Consider the following 24912-nt stretch of genomic DNA (forward strand, 5'->3'; position numbering starts at 1 on the left):
AGACTATAAAAATGAAAAAACATATATACATATTTACAAGCCTTTTATTAGTTAGTGGAATAGCATTAGCGCAAAAAGGCAATTTGAAAAGAGCCAATAAGCTTTTCGAAATGAGAGCTTATGTTGAAGCGGCAGAAATTTATGAAAAGAAAGAACGTACCCAAGAAGTGCTTCAAAATTTAGCAGATAGCTATTATTACAATGCGAATTTGCAGAAAGCTATAAAAACATATCGTGAGTTATTCGTTACTTATGGGGATTCTATAGATATTGAATTGCATTTTAGATATGCACAGGCCTTAAAAGGAACCAAAAACTATAAAGATGCCGATTTCCATTTAAGTAGATATTACAATAAAAGAATAAATACGTCTGCTTTTATAGAGGCTTTAGATAAAACAACGCCACATACATTCAAACTAAAACAAATTGAAAGTGCTAATTCAACCAGCGATTTTGGTTTGTCGTTCTATAGCGATAATAAAGTGGCTTTTGCTTCAGCAAGAAATAGTAAAAACCCCTCCTATTCATGGAATAAATTGCCATATTTAGATTTATATAAAGCAACAATAACCGATAATGGAGTTTTAGAAAATATTACACCCTTTTCAGATGAAATAAATACAGAGTCCCATGAAAGTAGCGCCACCTTTAGTAGCGATGCTAAGACGATGTATTTTAATAGAACCAATAAAACCCGAACCAAAACAGATGCCGAAAGAATTGCACATATTAAAATTTTTAGGGCAGAGCTGGTAGATGGTATCTGGACAAACGTTACAGAATTGCCATTCAATTCAAATACATACAGTACAGAACATCCAGCCTTAAGTAAGGATGGAAAAACGCTTTATTTTGCTAGTGATATGCCTGGAACTATGGGTGGATTCGATATCTATAAAGTGTCTATAAACGACGATGGTACTTATGGAGAGCCAGAAAACTTGGGAGATAAAGTTAATACAAAACACCGTGAGCAATTTCCTTATATAAGCGATCTTGGGGTGTTATATTTTTCGTCAGATGGTCATCAAGGTTATGGTGGTTTAGATGTATTTAGAAGCAATGTGGTAAATAACAGTTTTGATAAACCTGTAAACTTAGGAGGCACCATAAACAGTAGCTTAGACGATTTTGCATACACTATAAGAGAAAAAAATAATAAAGGCTACGTGTCTTCAAATAGAAATGGTTACGACAGGTTGTATGGCTTTGTAAGAGAAGAAAATATTTTGACCAAGTATTTGGTAGAAGGTATTGTACAGGATAAAAGCAGTAAAGAACTATTAGCAGGCTCTTTAGTAACATTATTTGATGAAACAGGTACGGTAATTCAAGATACTATCGTAGGGGAAAAAGCAGATTATCTATTTAAAATAGAACCTAACAAAAAGTATAAAGTTCGAGGAACACGAAAAGCATACATCCCACAGGATGTTGAATTCTCAACAGATAGCAAAGGGAAAATAAGCCACAATATTTATTTAACACTAGAAGCTTATACAGATGCTGAAGAGCGTGTAAAAGAAAATAACAAAGGCGATGTTCAAATTCAATTAGATAAAATCTATTTCGATTTCGATAAGTCTAACATTCGCGAAGATGCTGCAACAACGTTGAACGTGCTTGTGGATTTAATGAAAAAGTACCCAGAAATGGAAGTCGAAGTTTCAGCACACACAGATGCACGAGGTCCAGATCAATACAACTTAAGCTTATCTAAAAGCAGGGCAGCATCCACTTTAGAATATTTAGTAAGTAAAGGCATAGGTAGAAACCGATTAAAAAGTATTGGTTATGGAGAAATGCAACCGCTTAATGAATGTATTAAAGAAGGTATCTGTAGTGACAAAGAATATGATATAAACAGACGCTGCGAATTTACAATTACAAATTAACCAACCAATCCTTTATAACTAGCCATAATTTTAACCAATTATTTGCTTGAGCCTTTCCTTTTTGGAAAGGCTTTTTCTTTATATTTGCTTGTACTGGACTTTTGGTTATTCCTGTGAAGATGAAAACCCACTTTTTTGTTATTATAAAGATGGAAAGAAGACCTAGAGTACAGTCAAAAGGCATTAAATATGAACGAAAACCTCGATCCGTCCAACGAAAATTTTTCTCCAGAAGAATTAGATGTAGAAAAAAAATTAAGACCACTATCATTTGATGATTTTACAGGTCAGGATCAAGTCTTGGAGAATCTTCAAATTTTTGTTCAGGCAGCAAATTTAAGAACAGAAGCTCTGGATCATACGTTGTTTCATGGTCCTCCAGGTTTAGGTAAAACAACCTTAGCACATATATTGGCAAACGAACTCAATGTTGGTATCAAAGTAACCTCTGGTCCAGTTTTAGATAAACCAGGAGATTTAGCGGGGCTGCTAACTAATTTAGATGAACGTGACGTTTTATTTATTGATGAAATTCATCGGTTAAGTCCTATCGTAGAAGAGTATTTGTACTCGGCCATGGAAGATTATAAAATCGATATCATGATTGAGACGGGCCCCAATGCACGTACGGTACAGATCAATTTAAATCCGTTTACACTGGTTGGTGCGACAACCCGTTCAGGGTTATTAACCTCCCCAATGCGCGCCCGTTTTGGGATTCAAAGCAGATTACAGTATTATAAAACAGATCTGCTAACAACGATCATTCAGCGAAGCGCCAGTATTTTAGACGTACCAATATCTATGGAAGCGGCCATAGAAATTGCTGGACGAAGCAGGGGAACTCCCAGAATAGCGAATGCGTTATTGCGCCGTGTTCGGGATTTTGCCCAAATAAAAGGTAACGGGACTATTGATATTAAAATTGCAAAGTTTGCATTAGAAGCATTAAATGTTGATGCCCATGGTTTGGACGAAATGGACAATAAAATTCTATCAACCATCATAGATAAATTTAAAGGCGGTCCTGTTGGTATAACCACGATTGCCACGGCAGTTAGTGAAAGTCCCGAAACCATAGAAGAAGTTTATGAACCCTTTTTAATTCAGCAAGGATTTATTATGCGTACACCACGCGGTCGAGAAGTTACAGATCAAGCATATAAACATCTAGGAAGAATAAAAGGAAACATCCAAGGTGGGTTATTTTGATCTAAAGGCTCTTTAAGAATCTTATTAATCATTTATTTATGCCAAAATACAAGTATCCAAATAAGGTTCCTTTTTATAAATTCTTAAGACAATCATCTACTATAGCAAAAAATCCCATTCCATTCCATAATAAATGGTTTAATGAAGTTGGTGATACCTTTGCTATCAAGTCCCCTTTTTATGGGCATATCATATTAACACGAGATGCCGTTATTACTAAGCACATGCTTCAAAAAAAGCATAAAGTCTACCATAAATCTAAAATTCAAACTTTCTATTTGTCAAAATACGTTGGTTACGGATTATTAACCTCAAGTGGTGATTACTGGTTAAAACAACGTCGATTAATTCAACCAGCATTTCATAAAGAGAAAATTCAAAGCCTTGTTGAAATTATAGATAAGGCCATTAACGAACAAGTGGATAAAATTACTCCAGATGGTTTTGTCGATTTATACCCAATAATGAATGAGTTGGCTTTCGAAGTAGTTGCTAAATCCTTATTTGATTTTTCGGCAGAAAAAGAAACTTTAGCAAGATTGCAGTTTATCATTGAAAAATTGCAACTGTTTATTGTTAAGGAGTTAAGGATGCCATATAAGAAATTATGGTATACCCTATCAGGTGAGATTAGATATCATATGAAATTGGTAAAGGAAAGCCGAAATATTATTAATACCATTATTGATCAAAGACGTGAGTCGAATGATCAACATGATGACCTTCTGGATATGCTGCTCTCGGCGAAGTATGAAGACGGAACAGCCATGACTAATGAGCAATTGATTGATGAAATATTAATTTTGTTTGTAGCAGGCCATGAAACGACAGCCAATGCTTTAACATTTACATTAAAATTGCTGGCTCAAAATATAGAAGAATTAGCAAAAGTTGAGACTGAAATCAAAGAGATTAGTGCTAAAGATTTAACATCTTTACAAGAAATTTCTCAACTTAATCATACCAAGTGCTGTATTGAAGAAAGTCTTCGTTTATATCCGCCCGCCTGGATAACAGATCGTGTAAATGTAGAAGATGATAAAATAGACAATTATGTACTAAAAGAAGGAACCATTATAGGTGCATCTATTTATGAATTGCACAGAAACGAAAATTACTGGAATAACCCAGAATTGTTCAAGCCATCACGCTTTTTTGAAGAAAACAGAAAAGACATCATGTCCTATTATATGCCCTTTGGAGCTGGTCCAAGACTGTGTATAGGGAATAATTTTGCTATGTACGAAATGATTTTGGTAGTAAACAGGATATTGAAAAAATTCGACATATCTACAGATAATGATACCATAAAAGTAAATCCTTTAATTACTCTAAAACCTGTTGATATTAAGATAAAGTTTGGTTTAAAAACCTAAGGAACTATAATGTCAGGCTGAGCTTGTCGAAGCCCAACAAAAAATGAATTCAAAACCAAAACATACCAATCTCATAAAAACCGAAGCAAAGCGACTCGGATTTTTATCATGCGGTATCAGTAAGGCACAGTTTTTAGAAGAAGAAGCTCCCAGATTAGAACGATGGCTTAATAAAAACATGCATGGTGAGATGCAATACATGGAAAACCATTTTGATAAACGCTTAGATCCAACAAAGTTGGTAGAAGGTTCTAAAAGTGTTATTTCATTATTATTGAATTACTATCCATCAGAATATCAGCAAGATAAAACAGCTCCAAAAATTAGCAAATATGCGTATGGAACAGATTACCATTTTGTGATAAAAGATAAACTTAAGTTACTTCTAAATTTTATTCAAGAAGAGATTGGAGAGGTACACGGACGTGCTTTTGTAGACTCTGCACCCGTTTTAGATAAAGCCTGGGCTGCAAAAAGTGGATTGGGCTGGATTGGAAAGCATAGCAATTTATTAACCCAGCAAGTAGGCTCTTTTTATTTTATTGCAGAACTTATTATCGATTTAGATCTGGAATACGATTTACCAACAACCGATCATTGTGGTACATGTACTGCATGTATCGACGCTTGTCCAACACAAGCAATAACAGAGCCTTATGTCGTAGATGGAAGTAAATGTATTTCCTATTTTACTATTGAACTGAAGGAAAGCATCCCGACAGAATTTAAAGGGCAATTTAATGACTGGATGTTTGGATGTGATGTGTGTCAGGATGTGTGTCCATGGAACCGTTTTTCAAAATCGCATAATGAGCCATTGTTTAACCCGCACCCAGAACTATTGTCTATGTCCAGAAAAGATTGGGAGGAGATTACACAGGAAACATTTAGTAAGGTATTTAAAAAATCTGCAGTTAAGCGCACTAAATATTCGGGATTAAAAAGAAATATCGAGTTTTTAAAAAGTTAAATGGACATTTATATAAAAACATAATAAGGCTTTTTAATTTCTTTAACCTTTATTTAATACTGGATTAGTATATTTACTGCTGCTTAAAAAAGAATCCATATGATGAAAACGAAATTTTTAATAGTTATTTTTATTTGTCTCTCACAAGTTGTTGTTTCCCAGAATTGTGAAGCAATTTCGCCTTACACAGAGGGGATGCGTTTAGAGTATACCAATTACAACAAAAAAGGAAAAGTAAAATCAGTAGATAATTATGTTGTAAAATCGGTTACGACAATAAATGGCGAACTAATTATAGAGATTGAATCTACTCAAAAGAACAATAAAAATAAAGAAAGCGTTGCAAGGAAAGATATACTAAAATGTGTAGATGGCAATTTTTATGTGGACATGGCGGGTTATTTGGCACATCAAAATGATGATCAAAAAAGTAATTTACAGGTTAGGGCAGAAGGTGATTTTGTTGAGTTTCCAGATAATTTATCAGAAGGGTTAGAGTTAAAAGATGCGACTATAGAATTAAAAATAGGAAGTGATGATAGTGCTTCATCTGCTTCTTTTGCAGATATGAAGGTCTATAATCGAAAAGTAATCCAAAATGCATCATTCCAAAACAAGGCAGGAACCTTTGATGCTTATAAAATGACTTTCGATTACATTTTTACTTTGGGCTTTATTAAAGTAAGAGGTTCTGGTATAGAATGGTATGTAAAAGGTATTGGGATTGTTAAAACTGAAAGTTATAGTAAAAAAGGAAAATTACGTTGGACGCGAGAACTCACGAAAATAACCAAATAAGTCTCTTTTCAATATCAATTTTTAATCGCAAAAGTTTTTCGGCTTTCTTTACCAGATAGATGCAGAAATTTTGGCTTTTTGCTTCAAAGAATAAAACCTGCGCTAAGTTTTATTTAAGTATATTTCTAAGGTTTTGCCTTGAGATAGCTCATTTCAAAAAATTCTTTTATTCTATTAAAGGCTTAAAAGGTTAGATAGGATTGTTATATTTGAGGTTTCAAAAAATTAGTCCATTATGAGTGAAGAAAGCAAACGAAGAGAGGCCCTTATATATCACGCAAAACCAACTCCAGGAAAAATACAGGTAGTTCCAACCAAAAAGTATGCGAGTCAAAGAGATTTGTCTTTAGCTTATTCTCCAGGAGTAGCAGCACCTTGTTTGGAGATTGAAAAAAACATAGACAATGCCTATAGATATACAGCAAAAGGAAATCTGGTAGCTGTAATTTCTAATGGTACGGCCGTTTTGGGTCTAGGAAATATTGGTCCAGAAGCATCAAAGCCAGTTATGGAGGGAAAAGGACTTCTATTCAAGATTTTTGCAGATATTGATGTTTTTGATATTGAAGTAGGAACTGAAAATATTGATGAGTTTATCCAGACAGTAAAAATGATTGCGCCTACTTTTGGAGGAATCAATCTGGAAGATATTAAAGCTCCTGAAGCCTTCGAAATAGAACGGCGTCTTAAGGAAGAGCTCGATATTCCTGTGATGCACGACGACCAGCACGGAACAGCAATTATTTCAGCTGCTGCCTTGATAAATGCTGTAGAGTTAGCAGGAAAAAAGATTGAAGAGGTTAAAATTGTAATAAGCGGTGCTGGAGCAGCTGCTATTTCTTGTTCTCGCCTATATCAAGCCTGTGGTGCTAAACTAGGAAACATGGTGATGTTGGATAGTAAAGGCGTAATAAGAAATGATAGAGAAAATCTTTCTAAAGAAAAAGCAGAGTTTGCTACACACAGAAAAATAGATACACTAGACCAAGCCATGAAAGATGCCGATGTTTTTATTGGTCTTTCAATGGCTAATATTGTATCGCCAGAGATGTTGTTGGCTATGGCTAAGAACCCCATTGTTTTCGCGATGGCCAATCCAGATCCAGAGATAAAATACGACATTGCCGTAGCGACTCGTAAGGATATTATTATGGCAACAGGGCGTAGCGACCACCCTAACCAGGTAAATAATGTGTTAGGATTTCCATTTATATTTAGAGGCGCATTAGATGTTCGCGCGACAAAAATTAACGAAGCTATGAAAATGGCTGCGGTTAAAGCTTTAGCTAAATTGGCTAAAGAACCCGTTCCAGAACAAGTAAATGTAGCCTATGGAGAAACCAGGCTCACGTTTGGAAAGAATTATATCATACCAAAACCTTTTGACCCTCGACTCATCGCCGAGATTCCTCCAGCTGTTGCCAAAGCAGCTATGGAAAGCGGTGTTGCCAAACACCCTATTACCGATTGGGAGAAGTATAAAGATGTATTATTAGAGCGTTTAGGTTCTGATAATAAGTTGGTAAGACTGTTGTTAAACAGGGCAAAACTGAATCCGAAACGCGTCGTGTTTGCCGAGGCAGATCAACTAGATGTTTTAAAAGCGGCTCAAATAGCATATGAAGAAGGGATAGCACACCCTATTCTGCTAGGTAGAAAAGAAACAATAGAAGCTCTTAAGGCTGAAATTGAATTTGATGCAGATATTCCTATAATCGATCCAAAAACAGAAGAAGAGAATCCACGAAAAAATAAATATGCCAAAGTATATTGGGAGCAACGTAAACGAAGAGGCGTTACTTATTATTCTGCACAACGTTTAATGAGAGAACGTAACTATTTTGCTGCCATGATGGTGAATGAAGGCGATGCCGATGCCCTTATTTCGGGATATTCTCGCAATTACCCCACCGTAGTAAAACCCATGTTGGAGCTTATAGGTATGGTACATGGCGTTACCCGTGTGGCAACAACCAATTTGATGATGACAAAAAGAGGGCCTTTATTTTTAAGTGATACCTCAATAAATATTGATCCCAGTGCCAAAGATTTAGCTAAAATTACTCAGATGACCGCTAAAGTTATCAAAATGTTTGGTTTAGACCCTGTGCTAGCTATGGTGTCCTATTCTAATTTTGGATCTTCAGACAATGAGAAAGCTTCCAAGATTCGAGAAGCAGTATCTTACCTGCATCGCCATTTTCCAGAAATGAATGTAGATGGTGAATTGCAAACAGATTTTGCATTAAACGATGATATGCTTCGGGAGAAGTTCCCATTTTCAAAATTGGTTGGGAAGAAAGTAAATGCCTTGGTGTTTCCAAATCTGGATTCAGCAAATATTACTTTTAAATTATTAAAAGAATTGCATGAAGCAGATTCCATTGGCCCAATTATGATGGGTATGAAAAAACCAGTACATATTCTACAGTTGGGAGCCAGTGTTGATGAAATTGTAAATATGACAGCGATTGCTGTTATTGATGCCCAGTATAAAGAAAAGTGGGAGTTAGAAAATGCTGGACGGAAGTAACTTAGTGCGAATAATTTTATTACATTTGATCGGTTAACTAACAAGATACATGATAACCCATATTCAAGGAAAACTCACTGAAAAAAATCCAACACATGTTGTTATTGAATGTAATGGTGTTGGGTACATGCTAAATATTTCACTGCATACATTTTCTCAAATTCCAAATAATGAGAATTTAAAGCTTTTTACGCATCTTCAAGTTAAAGAAGATTCGCATACGCTTTATGGGTTTTCATCCTTGGCAGAAAGAGAGATTTTTAGACTGCTAATATCTGTAAGCGGCATTGGAGCAAGTATTGCACGTACCATGTTGTCGTCATTAACACCAAAACAGGTAAGGGAAGGAATTGCATCAAGCGATGTTGCCTTAATTCAATCTATTAAGGGTATTGGAGCAAAAACAGCACAGCGTGTCATACTAGATTTAAAAGACAAAATCTTAAAGATTTATGATATTGACGAAGTTTCCGTTTCTCAAGGCAATACCAATAAAGATGAAGCGTTATCTGCTTTAGAAGTGCTTGGTTTTGTGAAAAAACAGGCAGAAAGGGTTGTGGATAAAATTATAATTGCAGAACCAGATGCCAGTGTGGAAAGCATTATCAAACAGGCTTTAAAAAATTTATAATAGACTTTGAATAAAACGAATCTCAAATTTTATAAATCAACTAAAAATTATCATACTGAAAAAACTGTGTTGATTACTTTGGCTTCGCTCAGTAAAGACTTGGTCGGGATAAGTCGAAGTACCGTTTTTATTTTTGCTCTACTTTTTTCATTATTAGGGTGGTCTCAGCAGCCTGTTCAACAGGATTCGGTTAAAACAGGTTTTAATTTAGGTCGCCTAAAAACACCAAATCCTAGTAGCGTAGAATCTAAGTATACATACGACCCAATCACTAACAGATATATTTACACCGAAAAAATAGGGGATTTTGATATTAATTTTCCAATTATTTTAACACCTAAAGAGTACTACGATTTAGTAGCTAAAGAAAATGTAAAGTCCTATTATAAGGAAAAGATTGATGCATTTGATGGTAAAAAAGGCGATGCAAAAGACGGCCAAAAAAATTTACTGCCAGAGTTTTATGTGAAATCAGATTTTTTTGAAACCATTTTTGGAGGAAATACTATTGAAGTGATTCCTCAAGGATCTGTAGAGATGGATTTAGGTGTCTTATTTTCAAAGCAAGATAATCCGTCATTTTCCCCAAGAAACAGAAGTAATTTTACGTTTGATTTTGACCAGCGGATTAGTTTAAGCTTATTAGGGAAAGTGGGGACACGCTTACAAGTAACGGCAAATTATGATACCCAATCTACTTTCGACTTTCAAAACCTTATTAAATTAGAATATGCGCCTACAGAAGATGACATTATTCAAAAGATAGAAGTCGGTAATGTAAGTATGCCCTTAAATAGCTCATTAATTACAGGCGCGCAAAGTTTATTTGGTGTAAAAGCTCAGTTACAATTTGGAAAAACAACGGTGACGGGAGTGTTTTCTGAGCAAAAATCACAAGCCAATACGGTTATAGCCCAAGGAGGTGGCACCGTTGAAGAATTTGATTTGTTTATTAGAGATTATGATGAAAACAGGCACTTCTTTATAGCTCAGTATTTTAGAGATACTTACGATACAGCTTTAAAGAATTATCCGTTTATTAACAATAGAGGACTACAAATAACAAGGCTGGAACTTTGGGTTACCAATAGAAGTAACAGGACCGAAAATGTTAGAAACATTGTGGCGCTTCAAGATTTGGGAGAGTCAGACCCTACTCAGATAGGATCTGCAGTTAATATTCTTAATCCAGGTGCCATACCAAATAACCCAAATAATGCATTAGACCCTACCAACATTGGAGGCGCTGGATCCCAACTTACAGATGCTATTAGGGATGTGGCTACGGTGCAGTCAGGAATAACAGTACCAAATGTTACAGAAGGATTTGATTATGCAAAACTAGAAAATGCCAGGAAATTAATAAATGGCCAAGAATATACTTTAAATTCAGAATTAGGATATATCTCATTAAATCAACGTTTAAATAATGATGAGGTACTGGCAGTAGCATTCCAATACACTTTAGGCGGGGAAGTATACCAAGTAGGGGAATTTGCAAATGATGGTGTAGATGCTACCGATGTGACAACAAACTCATCAGGACAAGTAACACAAGTGGTCAATTCTAATTTAGTTTTAAAATTATTAAAAAGTAGCATTACCAATGTAGAGCAACCTGTTTGGGATTTAATGATGAAGAACATCTACGATACAGGTGCTTTCAATTTAAGTCCAGAAGATTTTAAGCTTAATATCTTTTATAACGAAGCATCCCCACTAAACTTTATAACCCCAGTGGGCGCTAGTTTTGCGTTGGATATAAATGGGAATCCAGTTACAGGATCAACACGAGAAGAAGACCTCATACAAAATGTCCCATTACTAAGAGTGTTTAATTTAGATAAGCTTAATTTTAATAATGATCCTCAGGCGAGAGGTGATGGTTTTTTTGATTTTTATCCTGGTATTACTGTGATTCCTCAAAATGGAAAAATAGTTTTCACCAGTGCAGAACCTTTTGGGGAATATCTTTTTAATGTATTAGGAGGTGGTGATTATGATAATGATGTCTCATATAATGAGAGCCAAAGTAAGTATGTATACGATGAACTCTATAAAAGTACCAAAACAGCTGCTTTAGAGGAAGTTGAGAAAAATAAATTCAGATTGCGAGGCCGTTATAAATCTACTGGAGGCGATGGCATTCCAATAGGGGCTTTTAATGTGCCGAGAGGATCTGTTAGAGTGACGGCAGGCGGACGTGTTTTGGTTGAAGGGATCGATTATACTGTAAACTATCAATTGGGACGTGTTCAAATTTTAGATGAAGCATTAAAAGCATCCAATACGCCTATTCAAGTATCTACCGAAAATAATGCCGTTTTTGGTCAACAAACAAGACGTTTCACAGGGATAAATATCGAGCATAAATTTAATGAGGATTTTGTACTGGGAGCCACACTTTTAAATTTAAACGAACGTCCAATTACCCAAAAAGCAAATTTCGGGTCAGAACCTATAAACAATACCATCTTTGGGCTTAATGGTAATTACGCAACCAAAGTACCCTTTTTAACACGATTAGCGAATAAACTACCTAATATTGACACCGATGTAGAATCAAATTTATCCATAAGAGGGGAGTTTGCTTATTTAGCACCTGGTGCTCCCAAAAGAACCAATTTTAATGGAGAAGCCACATCGTATGTGGATGATTTTGAAGGCTCTCAAAACGCCATCGACTTAAAATCTCAACAATCCTGGTTTTTATCGAGTAGACCTTTAGACTTAGGTAGAAGTTATACTGAAGGACCAGAAGATGAAAATGGTATTCAAAACGGATATGATCGTGCACTTTTAAACTGGTATAGTATTGACCCGATATTTTATAGTGGTCAGCGACCTGGAGATATATCAGACGACGATATCTCTAGTCTGTATACAAGTCGTGTCTTTATTAATGAGCTTTTCCCAGACAGAGACATTGTGCAGGGTCAAAACACCGTGCTTTTTACACTCGATTTAGCGTATTATCCAGAAGAAAGAGGTCCCTATAATTTTCAAGATTCAGCTGCCGATGGTATTATCGATAACCCTCAAAATAGTTGGGCAGGGATCACACGTCAGTTAACATCTACAGATTTTGAGCAACAAAATGTAGAATATATTGAATTCTGGTTACAGGATCCTTTTGAAGAAAACCCGGGTAGTACTGGTGGGAAACTTGTATTCAATCTTGGTAATATCTCAGAAGATATTATTAAAGATGGGAGGAAATTATACGAAAATGGTTTGCCTAAAGATGGTAATATAGGCTTATTACAACCTACAGCATGGGGAACAGTAGTTCCACAAAATCAATCATTAATTTATGCATTTGATACTACAGGCGAAGAGCGAACCAATCAAGATGTTGGTTACGATGGTTATGATGATATCGAAGAAGCGAATATATTTGGCTCAGATTTTGGAGACGATCCAGCCAACGATAACTACACCTATTTCTTAAATACAGAAGGGAATATATTCGAACGTTATAAAAAGTTCAATGGTGTAGAAGGAAACACACCAGAAACGTTTACAACTACAGATAGGGCAGCCAATACCCAGCCCGATGTGGAAGATATTAATCGTGATAATACCATGAACACGATTGATAGCTATTTTGAATATGAGCTTGAAATTACTCCAGCGACTTTAAATGTTAATAACGAATTTATTGTTGACACAAAAAATGTTGAAGAAGTAACAGGTAGAAATAGAAGATTATTACCGAATGGTGAAACAGCCGATCCTAAATGGTATTTATTTAGAATTCCTGTGGAAAGTGAGATCGCCAAATCGGTTGGAGATATAGCAGATTTTAGATCCATTCGCTTTGCGCGTATGTATTTAAAAGATTTTGTTGAGCCTACTGTATTTCGTTTTGGTACTTTAGATTTGGTTAGAAGTGATTGGAGACGTTACAAACAAACTTTAGATGAAGAAGTTAATAACGATGATGATGATACAGAATTTTCACTGGGTATTATAGGAACTATTGAAAATGGCGATGATGGCACCTATGTAAGCCCCCCAGGTGTTGAGCCAGAAGAGCTATTCAATAATAATGCCGTAGTTCGTCAAAACGAACAATCGTTAGTAGCCAATGTTTGTGACCTAGAACCAGAGGATTCACGTGGTGCTTTTAAAAATATTAGCATAGATATGCGCCAGTATAAACGTTTAAGAATGTTTATACATGCCGAAGAAGATGGCGTAGGATTTCCGGATAGTGAAAGGTTGATCGGTTTTGTTAGAATGGGTAATGATCTTACAGAAAACTATTATCAAATTGAAATTCCATTAATAAAATCTCCTAAAAATTCCACTAATGAAAATGAGGTTTGGCCTACTGAGAATGAAATTAATTTACCATTGGATATTTTAGGAAGAATAAAAGCGCAAGCTATCTCAGATGGTCCTTTACCAAATAATGATCCAAGATTTTATGATGTAATTAATAACGATATTGCCGAGGTTAGTAATCAATTTGCAGGATATGTAACGGGTCAGCACCGTGTCGCTATAAAAGGAAACCCTAATTTTGGAGATATTAGAACGCTTATGGTAGGGGTTAAAAATACACATACTTCTAATATCTGTACCAAGGTCTGGTTTAATGAATTGCGTTTGTCTGATATGGATAACGAAGGTGGTTGGGCTGCTGTGTTAAGTGTAGATACCAATATTGCAGATTTTGCGAATATAAGTGCAACAGGAAGAAAAAGCACATCTGGTTTTGGCGGTCTTGAGCAGGGACCTAGTCAGCGTAGTTTAGAAGATGTACAGCAATACGATGTTGTTACGAATGTTAATGTTGGACAGTTATTACCAAAAAAATGGGGTATTCAATTGCCTTTTAATTATGCCCAAAGTGAAGAACTTATCACCCCTAAATATGATCAGTTTTATAAAGATTTAACTTTAGATTCCCGATTGGATGCTGCAGATACAAAAGCAGACAGAGATCAGATTAAAGAGCAGTCTGAAGATTATACCAGAAGACAAAGCATTAATTTTATAGGTGTTAGAAAAACAAGAACAACAGATGCTACGCCGCGCTTTTACGATGTGGAGAATTTAACTTTAAATTACTCGTACAATAAAGTAGAGCATAGAGATTTTGAGATTGAAAACTCGGTTAATAAAACGGTTCGGGTAGGTGCGAATTATGCATTTAATTTTAATCCAGTTACCGTAGAACCTTTTAAGAAAAATGATTCATTGTTTACTGGGAAGTATTGGAAGATTTTAAAAGACTTCAATGTCAATTTATTACCAACAAGTTTTACATTTAATACAGATATTAATAGGCAGTTCAATAAACAAAAGTTTAGAGATATTGATCTTGGAGGCGGAAACATTGGTATAGAAGAGCTGTTTAGAAGAAATTATACGTTCGATTTTCAATATACTATTAATTATAATCTAACAAAATCATTGCAGTTAAACTTTACGGCAGCTAATAATAATATAGTCCGCAATTATTTTAAAGATAATATTATTAATGGCGAACAAGACCCAACACTAGATGTTTGGGATGGCTTCTTAGATTTTGGAGACCCTAATAGGCAGAGTCAGAATTTAGGAATGACCTATCAGTTACCAATCAATAAAATTCCAACATTTAGCTTTTTAGATGCCACGTATCAATATACAGGTAATTTCCAATGGCAAAAAGGATCCGATTTGTATGGAGATGTTTCGTTACCTGGAGATCCTAATACTTACGATTTAGGTAATACCATTCAGAATTCAAATGTTCATAATATCAATTCGACTTTAGATATGAATAGGTTTTATAAATATATCGGATTGGTAAAAAAACCTATTAAAAGAGTGCGATCCAGATCGACCTCAAATGGAGGTACGCCACCAGGTCCAGATGGGAAGAAAAAAGCTCCACCAAAAGCGAAAAATCAATCTGTTACAAAATTATTAAATGCGGGTGTAGATATTTTAACAAGCATAAAGAGAATTCAATTTAATTACTCTGAAAATAACGGAACATTTTTACCAGGATATTTGCAAACACCTGGCTTTATTGGCACCTTAAAACCAACAGCAGGGTTTACATTTGGAAGCCAAAGCGATGTTAGGGATCTTGCTGCGAGAAGAGGTTGGTTAACTGTTTTTCCCGAATTTAACCAACAGTATACAACAACCCATACTAAACAAATTGATATATCTGCAAGTTTAGAGCCTGTAAAAAGTTTAAAAATTGACCTTCAAGGAAATCGTGCTTATTACGAAAATTATACGGAGAACTTTAGGGTTAATGGAAGCCCTGGGACTTACGAGTATGAATCGTTAACACCCAATACGTTTGGTAATTTTAATATATCAACCATTTTATTGAAGACAGCCTTTAGTAAAAGTGATGAAAATACTTCAGAAGCTTTTAATGATTTTAGAGCAAACAGACTTATTATAGCGAGAAGGTTAGCAGCAAGAAATGGAGCAGACTTAAACGATCTGGACGCAGATGGTTTCCCAAAAGGCTACGGAAAAAGTAATCAAGCGGTGCTATTGCCAGCCTTTTTAGCAGCTTACACAGGAACAGATGCTAATAGTGTAAAATTAGGCGCCTTTAGAGATGTGCCTATTCCTAATTGGGATTTAAAGTATACAGGTTTCATGAAGTTTAAATGGTTTAAGAAACATTTTAAACGTTTTTCATTAACACATGGGTACCGTTCAACATACACCATAAATCAGTTTCAATCGAATTTAGATTATCAGGCTATCGATCCAGCTTTAGACTATGATAGTCAGTCAAATAATACTAAGGACCAATCTGGTAATTATAAAAACGAGCGTTTGCTGAGTAATATTAACTTAACCGAGATGTTTAGTCCTTTGGTTAGGCTCGATTTTGAAATGAAGAATTCTATCAAAATCTTAGCTGAAGTTAAAAAGGATAGACTACTATCGCTTAGCTTTGATAACAATTTAATGACTGAAGTTCAGGGTAATGAATATGTTATAGGCTTAGGTTACAGAATTAAAGATTTGAAAATACGTTCAAAATTAGCAGGACCAAGAAAGCGAGTAGTAAGCGATTTAAACATGAAAGCAGATGTATCTGTTAGAGATAATAAAACCATTATTAGATATTTAGATTTAGAAAATAACCAAGTCACATCCGGACAAACCATTTGGGGAATAAAATATTCGGCAGATTATGCGTTTAGTAAAAACTTAACAGCACTTTTTTATTTTGATTATTCGTTTTCAGAATATGCCATCTCTACAGCATTTCCACAAACTACGATTCGATCTGGTTTTACTATCAGATATAATTTTGGGAATTAACAAATAAGTATTTGAATTTAAAATTTGAATAAATACATTTGTTGAATAAATGAATTTAAATTAACATTATGAATATTCCATCAGAATTAAAATACACCAAAGATCACGAATGGATTAAAATCGAAGGAGATATTGCTACTATTGGTATCACAGATTTTGCGCAAAGTGAATTAGGTGATATTGTATATGTTGAAGTAGAGACTGTTGATGAAACGTTGGATGCTGAAGAAATCTTTGGAACGGTTGAAGCAGTAAAAACGGTGTCAGACTTGTTTTTGCCATTGTCTGGAGAAATTATAGAATTTAATGAAGCACTAGAAGATGAACCAGAAAAAGTAAATAGTGATCCTTATGGTGATGGATGGATGATAAAAGTAAAATGTTCAGATCTTAACCAAGTAGAAGGTCTTATGTCTGCAGACGATTATAAAGCAGTAATAGGTGCTTAAAAAATTAACGCCTATAATAACCATAATATATTCGTTGGCATTAGCCACGGTTAGCTTGATTAAACTTAATAATGTCCCAGATATAGGTGTTTCCTTTGGAGATAAGATATTTCATTTTTGTGCCTATTTTGTTTTAACACTTTTATGGTTTTACACATTTTTATTTTCTTTTAAATATAAAAGTAGAAAAGCCATGCTTTTAGCCGTTATTCTTTCTGTTTTATTTGGTACGATTATTGAGGTATTGCAAGGTAGTGTAACAGCTTCAAGAAGTTTGGATATTTATGATGCTGTAGCAAATAGCCTAGGAGCGTTATTAGCATCAACGGTATTATGGTTTAAAAGCAGTTTACACGTTAAAAACGAATAAACACTTGTTTTTTTTATAAATAAATAGTTATTTTAGCAATCTTGATAAATGATATAAATTATGGAACCTAAAAAAAATCCCAAAGCAAATGTTGGACGTAACAGTTCACTTTACTTCGCTATTGGTTTAGCTTTAATGTTATTTTTAACAAACTATGCTATCAATTATAAAACCTATGATAAGGCCGATACAGATATAGGAATGGTAAATATGGATGAAGAATTGGAAGAAGAAATCCCAATTACTGAACAAATCCAAACACCACCACCACCACCGCCACCGCCAGCAGCGCCTGAGGTTATTGAGATTGTTGAAGATGAGGTGGAAATAGAAGAAACAGTTATAGAGTCTACTGAGGTAGATCAAGAAACTGAAATTGTTGAGGTGGAAGAAGTAGAAGTAGAGGAAGTGGAAGAAGATATAGATGTACCATTCTCTGTAATTGAAAATGTGCCTGTTTTCCCAGGATGTGAAAAGCAGAAAAGCAATACCAAGAAAAGAGATTGTATGTCCAAAAAGATATCGCAATTTGTGAATAGAAAATTCAATACAGAATTGGCAGGTGATTTAGGTTTATCAGGAAGACAGCGTATTAACGTAATATTCAAGATTGACAAAACAGGTAACATTACGGGTATCCGTGCTAGAGCACCTCACCCAGGTTTAGAAAAAGAAGCGGCACGTGTTATTGGTTTATTGCCAAAAATGAAGCCAGGAAAACAACGTGGGAAACCAGTGAACGTTCCATACTCGTTACCAATAATTTTCCAAGTACAAGACTAGATTTACTATTTTCACTAAGCGACTAGTGCTAAGTGTAGTCGAAGTGAAAAAGTATATTTAACCAAATATAAAATCCCGTTACACATTCTGTAACGGGATTTCTTTTTTTGGTATGCTTATTGTGCTTTTATCATAATATTAACATTTATACTATAATTATTATGAGTAATCAAAAAAAAACTCACGAACTCATTCGGCAAAATGAGCAAATCGTGAAAAAATCACAAAAGCATGATGCAAATTTACAAAAAAACACAACCCTTTACTTCCAAATAGGGTTAATTGTAGCTTTACTAGCAGCCTTTGGCTTGCTAGAAATGACATTTCAAACCACTATTCCGACTTATGGAGGAAATCCTCCATTAGATGAGCCCTATAGTATTGATATTCCAAGAATAAAGCCAGAGCCTCCATCAATCAAAGAACCTGTTAAACAAAAACAGAAAAAACCATCAGAGAAATATGTAGAAGTACCAGATGATACACCTGAAAATCCTATAATAGATGACACTCCCAAGGATCCTGTTGTGAATAACAATCCGCCAGTGGATGCAGATGACATTGTTATAGTAGATAAACCTGAAGATGTGTTTATACCAGTTGACCTTGTTCAGATAGTCCCTGTATACCCTGGCTGTGAAAAGAAGAAATCGAATGAAGGAAAGCGTAAATGTATGTCCGAAAAAATAAATAAGCTCATTCAAAGAAAATTTGATACAGATTTAGGGAGCGAATATGGCCTTTCGGGAAGACAAGTTATACACACCGTATTTAAAATAGATAAAGCAGGCAAGGTCACCGATATTAGAATTAGAGCGCCACATCCAGTTTTAGAAAAAGAAGCAGAACGTGTTATTAATATTATACCAGAAATGACACCAGCAAAGCAGCAAGATAAAAACGTGGGAGTCATGTATACATTACCCATTGTCTTTGAGGTTAATAATTAACTTGATCATAAATAATTTTTAAACCTTTAAACCGTTATCCTTTTCTAATGATAACGGTTTTTTATTGATTGGAACTTATGCGTTAGATATAGTCAATTGTGTCGAGTTTCAAAAACCACCTGAGCCATTAAGTTTATAGAAAATAACACCTATTTGTCAGTCAGTTACAATCAAGTCTTTGTTCTTGGTTCTTACGGCAAAGCGGTTTTATGTCTTGTTCAAACATGAATAATATAGATATTTGGAAGTAAATTCGAGCTTTTTTATGAATTAGCAATCTAAAAAAATATAGTATCTTTCAGCGCTAAACTAATTATTAACCCATGTTCATGAAGAGATTCATTGTACTATTCCTACTTTTGGTTCACTATAACAGTTATTCACAAGATGTTTACTGGTCTGAAAAGCCACCGGTTTTTCCAAATTGTGACAATGTTGTTATTGATTCTTTACAAAAATGCTTTGACAGAAATGTGTTCGAGCATATTTATAAAAATTTTAAAGTCCCTCAAAAAATCCATGACGAAAAATATAAAGGAGAAGTAGCTGTTCTTTTTGAAGTAGATACCCTTGGGCAGTTTAAGGTTATTTATATTGATGCTATTTATAATGAGTTAAAGGAAGAAACTAAACGTGTGTTTGCAACCTTCCCAAACGTAAAGCCAGCCACTTATAATACTCGAAAAACATATAAACAGTATTCAATATCAGTAAAAATCCCTTTAGTTGATCCAGCCATAAAACCACAAGAGGTAAGAAAAGAGAATAAAATAACGAAACTGGAGCAACTAGCAAAAACGGAGTTTGATAATGTGAATGCTGATATAAAAACTTTTGAAAATAAAGCTTTTAACAGTCAATTAAACATTCCGTTTACACATAGTGATTATGCGAGGTTTGATAGCCGTATGAATCTTGTTGGAACCAATAGTCATACTGCATCAAAACCATTTATGTATGATGAAGTTTCAGCATATTATGATTTTAAAGCGGAAAAGAAAAAATTAACAAAGGAAACAGACACTTGGGCGGGTAAAAAACTTTGGAATGAACATTTAGTACAATTACAAGGCAAAGATTATTGGTTTACGGTCGATCCTATATTGGATTTACAAGTAGGAAAAGATACTGATGCCAGTTTTGGTACAACGTACAATAATACAAGAGGCATTTTAGTGCAGGGAGGTTTAGGAAAGAAGTTTAATTTTTATACAACCGTTTTTGAGAGCCAAGGGAGGTTTGCGCAATATGTAAACCAATATGCAGAAAGCTTAAAGGCCTTTGGCCCCGATCCAGCAATCATTCCTGGACGCGGTATAGCAAAACGGTTTAAAACAGATTCTTATGATTACCCTGTGGCAGAAGCCTATTTATCCTACTCTCCAGCTAAGTTTTTAAATATTCAATTTGGGCATGGTAAAAACTTTATTGGAGATGGTTATCGGTCATTATTGCTTAGTGATGTAACAAGTCCGCATACCTTTTTAAAGGTAAATACAAAGTTCTGGAAAATAAAATATACAAATACATGGATGTGGTTAAAAGATGTCAGGCCAGAAGTGGTTGCCGACAAAGCTTTTTTAACCAAATACATGGCAAATCATTATCTGAGTTGGAACGTATCTAAGCGATTGAATATTGGATTATTCGAATCGGTACTTTGGACGAACTCCAACGACAGGGGTTTCGATATTAATTACCTAAACCCTATTATATTTTTTAGAGCTATTGAGTTTGAGACGGGGCAAGGCGCAGGTAATGCACTTCTTGGAGCCTCTGCTAAGTACAAATGGAATGATAATATAAATATTTATAGTCAATTTATTTTAGATGAATTTTCCCTTAGTGATGTTAAGGGGGGTGAGAAAAGTTGGAAAAATAAGTTTGGCTATCAATTGGGGCTTAAATATTTTAATGCTTTTAAAGTAGATAACCTATTGTTACAATTTGAATATAACAGAATAAGACCATATACGTATTCGCATAATACTGTTGTACTAAATTATGCGCACAATAACCAACCGATGGCACATTTGTGGGGCGCAAACTTTAGTGAAGCCATTTTAATAGGGCGTTATAAGTATAAACGTTGGTTTGCAGATGCTAAGCTTATTTTTGGTATACGAGGATTCGATTTTAACGATGGCACAGACAATTTTAGCTATGGGGGCGATGTTTATAGAGATTATAACGACCGACCTTTTGATACTGGGGTTAAAGTAGGTCAGGGTATAAAAACCAAAACCTTTAACGGTAATTTACAAACTGGTTACTTAATTAATCCAGCGTCCAACTTAAAAATCTTTACAGATATTAGTTTTAGGAACTTTGATCCAGAAGCAGAAACTACAGCAACCTTTAAAAATAATACGGTCTGGTTTAATTTTGGAGTTAGAACCGATCTGTTTAACTGGTATTTTGATTTCTGATATCAACATACTGAACTTGTTTCTGTCTCTCATTTTTTATAAACATATTAAAAATGTGCATACCATTGCTCAAAACGCTTTTATGGAGTATATTTGCACTCGCAATTAAAAAGCCATAGGCAAATATAATATTGAGTAACTCAAAATCTTCATTAGCAACACCTTCTGTTATTTCAGATTTTAAAGAAATCACTAAAATGCGATTAGCATTAAGTGTGGTTTTTTCGTCATTGGCAGGTTATTTATTAGGTGTCGATACAGTTGATTTTAAAACATTAGTATTATTGGCTTTGGGAGGCTATTTTATGGTAGGCGCATCGAATGCTTTCAATCAAATTATTGAAAAGGATTTAGATGCCTTAATGAAGCGTACTAAAAACAGGCCTATTCCAGCAGGACGTATGTCTGTAACGACTGCATTTATTATTGCGTCAGCCTTTACTTTGTTGGGTGTTATTATTTTATATATCATCAATAAGCAAACCGCTATGTTTGGCGCGATTTCAATATTTCTATATACTTGCGTATATACGCCTTTAAAAACTAAAACACCGCTGGCTGTTTTTGTTGGGGCTATTCCTGGAGCAATTCCATTTATGTTGGGATGGGTAGCAGCTACAGATGACTTTGGTATAGAACCAGGCACATTATTTGCGTTACAGTTTTTTTGGCAATTTCCTCATTTCTGGGCTATTGGCTGGTTTTTATTTGATGATTATAAAAAAGGAGGATTCTTTATGTTGCCAACAGGAAAACAGGATAAAGGAACCGCGGTACAAACTATCATGTATACCATTTGGACCTTACTGGTGTCTATTATACCAGTGTTTGGATTTACAGGAAAATTACAATTGTCAATTATTGCTGCCATATTAGTTTTTATTTTAGGATTGGGCATGTTATACTATGCCATTCGATTGTTTAAAGAAATGACCGAGAAAGCGGCAAAACAACTTATGCTGGCAAGTGTTTCCTATATAACACTTGTGCAAATAGTGTATGTCATAGATAAATTTATAAGATAATGGATTTAACTCAGGGAACCCAAGAAGAGAAAAATAGCAGAGCAAAAAAAATGATGCTCTGGTTTGGTATCATTTCGCTCATTATGTCTTTTATGGGGTGGACAAGTGCATTTATTGTAAGTAGCTCCAGACCAGATTGGTTAAAAGATTTTGAATTACCCAATGCTTTTTTAATCAGTACGATAGTAATAATTATTAGTAGCCTGTCTTTTATTTTAGCTAAGAAAGCTTTAAAAAATGGCAATAGAAGTGCAACGACACTTTGGCTATTAGTAACACTTATTTTAGGAGGCGTTTTTATTTTTAATCAGTTTTTAGGTTTTCAGCAAATTATAGATTTGGGTTACAATTTTACAGGACCTACCAGTAATGTCACCATGTCTTACATTTATTTAATAGCCATAGTACATATTTTGCACGTGGTTGTTGGGTTAATTTGTTTGTTGGTAGTAATTTATAATCATTTTAAACAAAAGTACGATGAAACAAAAATGCTTGGTTTTGAATTAGCTGCAACCTTTTGGCATTTCATAGATATACTATGGGTTTATCTCTTTTTGTTTTTATATTTCATTCGATGATTTTTATTGATTTTTAATGGTCTCGTGGAACATCTAATGTAGCTTTTTTTTGAAGTATGTATAATTTAGTGTTGGATGTTTTATTAGATGAATAAATTGATTATTTTTGTGCAACTTTTAAAAAATAACCATTATATATGAGTACTACAGTTGTAAATACTGGAACAGAAGGTAAGACTTGGGGGGGAGGCAATAAACCTCTAAATGCAAGTTATGGTAAAATGATGATGTGGTTTTTCATCGTTTCGGATGCTTTAACTTTCTCAGGGTTTTTAGCAGCCTACGGATTTTCAAGATTTAAATTTATTGATTCATGGCCAATAGCCGATGAAGTGTTTACTCACTTTCCATTTTTACATGGTGTAAATGCCCCCATGTATTATGTAGCTTTTATGACGTTTGTGCTTATCATGTCGTCAGTAACTATGGTATTGGCAGTAGATGCAGGCCATCATTTAAATAAAGCAAAAGTGACCCTATATATGTTCTTAACCATTATTGGTGGTTTAATTTTTGTTGGCTCACAAGCTTGGGAATGGGGAACCTTTATCAAAGGTGATTATGGTGCTGTACAAACAAAAGGAGGTAATATTTTACAGTTTGTAGATACTGAAGGACATAGAGTAGCATTAAGAGATTTTGTTGTGGCAGATTCACATAACGAAAGAACGCAGCATGAGCGTAAAGGTGGCTTGTGGTTTGTATCTGAAGGAACATTGCCAACCTATACGGTTGAAGAAGTTGTACATGGTTTAGAATCTCACGATAATGTTCTGGTTAGAACGCAAATAATTAATGAAGCAGGTGAAAAAATGGTATTGTCAAGAGCTGAATCATTAAGACAAATAAAAGAAAACGGAAAAGTTGTTGTAGAAGGAGCAAATTTACATGTTAATGAATATGGTTCTCCTTTATTTGCAGACTTCTTTTTCTTTATAACTGGGTTTCATGGTTTCCATGTATTTTCTGGAGTGGTTATAAACATCATTATTTTCTTTAATGTAATTTTAGGAACTTACGAGAGACGTAAAAACTATGAAATGGTTGAAAAAGTGGGGTTATACTGGCACTTTGTAGATTTAGTTTGGGTATTTGTATTTACATTCTTCTACCTGGTTTAATTGAATTAAAATATATTTTTATTTCCTTGAAAAAGGAAATCTAGAAAAACATTTAAAATGGCACACGAACATAAATTAGCAATATTTAGAGGTTTAGTTAAGTTTAAATCAAATACTCAAAAAATTTGGGGTGTTTTAATTTTCTTGACTATTGTAACGGCAATCGAGGTTATATTAGGTATTTTAAAACCAGAAGCCTTAATGGGGCAAGTTTTAGGGATGAAAGCCTTAAACTGGATATTCATTATCCTAACCATTGTAAAAGCATATTATATTACTTGGGATTTCATGCATATGCGTGACGAGCTAAAATCTTTAAGACGTATGGTTGTTTGGACTACCATATTCTTAATTCTATATTTAATATTCATTTTATTACAAGAAGGCGGTTATGTATTCAATGTATATAAAGATGGATTCATAAAAAGAGATTTTTAAAAGATTTTACTTTCGACACTGCTTTCGTATTAAGTTTAGTCGAATTTGA

At 34.6% G+C, this 24912-nt stretch carries 17 protein-coding genes; all 17 read left to right on the forward strand.

Going from position 1 to position 24912, the window contains the following annotated elements; genetic code table 11:
* The first annotated feature begins 11 nt into the window (after nt 1-11).
* The 17 genes from HHX25_RS08555 to HHX25_RS08635 all read left to right on the forward strand — a co-directional run bounded on the left by HHX25_RS08555 (nt 12) and on the right by HHX25_RS08635 (nt 24863).
* A complete protein-coding gene (locus HHX25_RS08555) occupies nt 12-1898 on the forward strand; it encodes an OmpA family protein (protein WP_169672158.1) in 1887 nt (628 codons plus the stop codon).
* A gap of 189 nt (nt 1899-2087) precedes the next feature.
* The gene (ruvB, locus tag HHX25_RS08560) at nt 2088-3110 is read left to right on the forward strand and encodes a Holliday junction branch migration DNA helicase RuvB (protein ID WP_169672160.1); all 1023 of its coding nucleotides are present in this window, start codon (nt 2088-2090) and stop codon (nt 3108-3110) included.
* A 38-nt stretch (nt 3111-3148) separates the two neighbouring features.
* Complete coding sequence (locus HHX25_RS08565) at nt 3149-4486, forward strand: cytochrome P450 (protein ID WP_169672162.1); 1338 nt, start codon at nt 3149-3151, stop codon at nt 4484-4486.
* A gap of 43 nt (nt 4487-4529) precedes the next feature.
* Nucleotides 4530-5456, forward strand: a complete 927-nt coding sequence (gene queG, locus HHX25_RS08570) for a tRNA epoxyqueuosine(34) reductase QueG (protein WP_169672164.1) — start codon at nt 4530-4532, stop codon at nt 5454-5456.
* Between the two features lie 99 nt (nt 5457-5555).
* Complete coding sequence (locus tag HHX25_RS08575) at nt 5556-6254, forward strand: TapB family protein (protein WP_169672166.1); 699 nt, start codon at nt 5556-5558, stop codon at nt 6252-6254.
* 235 nt (nt 6255-6489) lie between these two features.
* Nucleotides 6490-8787, forward strand: coding sequence for an NADP-dependent malic enzyme (locus HHX25_RS08580; protein ID WP_169672168.1), 2298 nt, complete (start codon nt 6490-6492; stop codon nt 8785-8787).
* A 49-nt stretch (nt 8788-8836) separates the two neighbouring features.
* Entirely contained in the window at nt 8837-9418 is a 582-nt protein-coding gene (gene ruvA / locus HHX25_RS08585) for a Holliday junction branch migration protein RuvA (protein ID WP_169672170.1), read from the forward strand.
* A gap of 78 nt (nt 9419-9496) precedes the next feature.
* A complete protein-coding gene (sov, locus tag HHX25_RS08590; RefSeq protein WP_169672172.1) occupies nt 9497-16717 on the forward strand; it encodes a T9SS outer membrane translocon Sov/SprA in 7221 nt (2406 codons plus the stop codon).
* Nucleotides 16718-16785: 68 nt separating this feature from the next.
* Nucleotides 16786-17166, forward strand: coding sequence for a glycine cleavage system protein GcvH (gcvH, locus tag HHX25_RS08595; RefSeq protein ID WP_169672174.1), 381 nt, complete (start codon nt 16786-16788; stop codon nt 17164-17166).
* Nucleotides 17159-17536 carry a VanZ family protein gene (locus tag HHX25_RS08600; protein WP_169672176.1) on the forward strand — a complete coding sequence of 126 codons (378 nt, stop codon included), beginning with the start codon at nt 17159-17161 and terminating at the stop codon, nt 17534-17536. The genes gcvH and HHX25_RS08600 overlap by 8 nt, the downstream gene beginning before the upstream one ends.
* Before the next feature lie 60 nt (nt 17537-17596).
* Nucleotides 17597-18319, forward strand: coding sequence for an energy transducer TonB (locus HHX25_RS08605; RefSeq protein ID WP_169672178.1), 723 nt, complete (start codon nt 17597-17599; stop codon nt 18317-18319).
* Nucleotides 18320-18480: 161 nt separating this feature from the next.
* Nucleotides 18481-19269 (forward strand): energy transducer TonB, encoded by a 789-nt coding sequence (locus HHX25_RS08610; protein WP_169672180.1) that lies wholly within the window; start codon nt 18481-18483, stop codon nt 19267-19269.
* 329 nt (nt 19270-19598) lie between these two features.
* On the forward strand, nt 19599-21698 hold the full coding sequence (locus HHX25_RS08615) for a gliding motility protein RemB (protein WP_169672182.1): 2100 nt from the start codon (nt 19599-19601) through the stop codon (nt 21696-21698).
* A 131-nt stretch (nt 21699-21829) separates the two neighbouring features.
* Complete coding sequence (gene cyoE, locus HHX25_RS08620) at nt 21830-22723, forward strand: heme o synthase (protein WP_169672184.1); 894 nt, start codon at nt 21830-21832, stop codon at nt 22721-22723.
* Entirely contained in the window at nt 22723-23304 is a 582-nt protein-coding gene (locus HHX25_RS08625) for a cytochrome c oxidase subunit 3 (protein ID WP_169672186.1), read from the forward strand. Before cyoE ends, HHX25_RS08625 begins: the two co-directional genes overlap by 1 nt.
* Nucleotides 23305-23441: 137 nt before the next feature.
* Nucleotides 23442-24425 carry a cytochrome c oxidase subunit 3 gene (locus HHX25_RS08630; protein WP_169672188.1) on the forward strand — a complete coding sequence of 328 codons (984 nt, stop codon included), beginning with the start codon at nt 23442-23444 and terminating at the stop codon, nt 24423-24425.
* Nucleotides 24426-24482: 57 nt separating this feature from the next.
* Entirely contained in the window at nt 24483-24863 is a 381-nt protein-coding gene (locus tag HHX25_RS08635; protein ID WP_169672190.1) for a cytochrome C oxidase subunit IV family protein, read from the forward strand.
* The last annotated feature ends 49 nt before the right edge of the window (nt 24864-24912 follow it).

Origin of the sequence: Flavivirga algicola, from assembly GCF_012910715.1 — a bacterium.
In the GTDB taxonomy this organism is placed as follows: Bacteria; Bacteroidota; Bacteroidia; order Flavobacteriales; family Flavobacteriaceae; genus Flavivirga; species Flavivirga algicola.

What these genes read in the sequence shown, in the direction of transcription:
- HHX25_RS08555 (WP_169672158.1), top strand. Translation starts at nt 12, where the DNA reads ATGAAAAAACATATATACATATTTACAAGCCTTTTATTAGTTAGTGGA.
- ruvB (WP_169672160.1), top strand. Translation starts at nt 2,088, where the DNA reads ATGAACGAAAACCTCGATCCGTCCAACGAAAATTTTTCTCCAGAAGAA.
- HHX25_RS08565 (WP_169672162.1), top strand. Translation starts at nt 3,149, where the DNA reads ATGCCAAAATACAAGTATCCAAATAAGGTTCCTTTTTATAAATTCTTA.
- queG (WP_169672164.1), top strand. Translation starts at nt 4,530, where the DNA reads ATGAATTCAAAACCAAAACATACCAATCTCATAAAAACCGAAGCAAAG.
- HHX25_RS08575 (WP_169672166.1), top strand. Translation starts at nt 5,556, where the DNA reads ATGATGAAAACGAAATTTTTAATAGTTATTTTTATTTGTCTCTCACAA.
- HHX25_RS08580 (WP_169672168.1), top strand. Translation starts at nt 6,490, where the DNA reads ATGAGTGAAGAAAGCAAACGAAGAGAGGCCCTTATATATCACGCAAAA.
- ruvA (WP_169672170.1), top strand. Translation starts at nt 8,837, where the DNA reads ATGATAACCCATATTCAAGGAAAACTCACTGAAAAAAATCCAACACAT.
- gcvH (WP_169672174.1), top strand. Translation starts at nt 16,786, where the DNA reads ATGAATATTCCATCAGAATTAAAATACACCAAAGATCACGAATGGATT.
- HHX25_RS08605 (WP_169672178.1), top strand. Translation starts at nt 17,597, where the DNA reads ATGGAACCTAAAAAAAATCCCAAAGCAAATGTTGGACGTAACAGTTCA.
- HHX25_RS08610 (WP_169672180.1), top strand. Translation starts at nt 18,481, where the DNA reads ATGAGTAATCAAAAAAAAACTCACGAACTCATTCGGCAAAATGAGCAA.
- HHX25_RS08615 (WP_169672182.1), top strand. Translation starts at nt 19,599, where the DNA reads ATGAAGAGATTCATTGTACTATTCCTACTTTTGGTTCACTATAACAGT.
- HHX25_RS08625 (WP_169672186.1), top strand. Translation starts at nt 22,723, where the DNA reads ATGGATTTAACTCAGGGAACCCAAGAAGAGAAAAATAGCAGAGCAAAA.
- HHX25_RS08630 (WP_169672188.1), top strand. Translation starts at nt 23,442, where the DNA reads ATGAGTACTACAGTTGTAAATACTGGAACAGAAGGTAAGACTTGGGGG.
- HHX25_RS08635 (WP_169672190.1), top strand. Translation starts at nt 24,483, where the DNA reads ATGGCACACGAACATAAATTAGCAATATTTAGAGGTTTAGTTAAGTTT.